Origin of the sequence: Bradyrhizobium sp. LB11.1 (assembly GCF_040549385.1) — a bacterium.
GTDB lineage: Bacteria > Pseudomonadota > Alphaproteobacteria > Rhizobiales > Xanthobacteraceae > Bradyrhizobium.
On the sequence record NZ_JBEPTH010000058.1, the window covers coordinates 1 to 1,316 of the forward strand.

General features: G+C 62.2%; 1 pseudogene. It reads right to left on the reverse strand.

The features are described 5' to 3' along the window. Positions 1-1,079, reverse strand: a pseudogene (locus ABIA96_RS36565) (methyl-accepting chemotaxis protein); the annotation flags it as partial. Between the last annotated feature and the right edge of the window lie 237 nt (positions 1,080-1,316).

Consider the following 1,316-nt stretch of genomic DNA (forward strand, 5'->3'; position numbering starts at 1 on the left):
ATCTCGTCCTTGCGGCCAAGGCCCGGCAGCACGACGTCGAAATTGCCCGAGGCCAGCTCGCGCATCGCCTTGCACATTGCGATCATAGGACGCGAGATGCCATTGCCGAGCATCAGGGCCAGCACGGCGCCGATGGCAAGACCACCCAGCGCGAGCATCAGGATCAACCGCTCGGTCTCGCCGATGGTCGCATTGGCGCTGGCCTCGATGCGCTGCTGATCGGTCGACAGGTCCGACCGCAGTTCGTCCGAGAGCCTGAGGATGGACGCGGCTGTCTTGGTCATCTCGCCGTTGGACTTGACGATGACCTTCACGTTCTCCGACAGTTTTGCGAAGGAGGCGCGGTACTGCTTCAGCAAATTGCCGATCTCGGTGACGCGGTCGGTGATCTTCTGGTCGTTGGCGTAGATCGAGACCAGCAGCGTCTCCAGAAACTTGATGCGGGCGACCACGCCATCGGCGGTCTTCGGCTCCGGCCTAGCAACGAAAGCGCTGACCGAGGTGGAAACCGCGAGATATTGCGAAGTGATGTCCTTGGCCGTGGTCTGGACCGAGTTCAGGCCAGCCAGTGCCGCGGTATCGGCGAGGTCGTCGAACTTGAAACGGATCTTGTTGCCGACGCTGTTCAGCTCGTCGGTCGCGATCTTGCTGTTCGCACGCGTCAGCGCGATGATCTCGCCGAACACCTTTGTGAAGCGCTGGAACTCGGCCTCGAGCTTGCCTACCTGCTCGCGACGCGCCGCGCCTGATGTGGCAGACATGGACCTTGCGATCGCAGCCTTGAGATTCTCTTCGGCCGCCCTGGCCGCCGTTTCGTCGTCCGCCGCGCCAGTCAGCGCGTAGGCCCGGGTCAGCCCCTGATAGCTGATCAAATCGCGATCGATCGTTCGCGCCAGGTTTGCTTCGGCCACACTGGCCCGGTAGGAGGCGACGGCACCCGCGATTCGCTCGAAGCCGAAATAGGCGAATGCCATGCTGACGGCGAGGATGGCCAGCACCGCCACGAAGCCGAGGATAATTTTTGCACGAAAACGCAAGGTGAGCAGCTTCGATGTGTTCGGCTTCGACTTCACGGACATTCCCCCACCCCATTCCATTCGCGGAAAACCAGGCGCAGTCCGGGAGCAGCCCGCTCCCCGACTCAAATGCACGGTAAGTGGCAAAGGATAAGCTGCGGTAAATGTGGGCCGCCGCAACTTGCGGTTAGGTGACGCGGGGGAGCCTACGCCGCCCTGATATTCGCCATGAAGCGGTCCAGTTCGGCCCGCAGGCGCGTGCTTTCAGACGACAGCGTCTTCGCCGAGTTCAGCACCTCT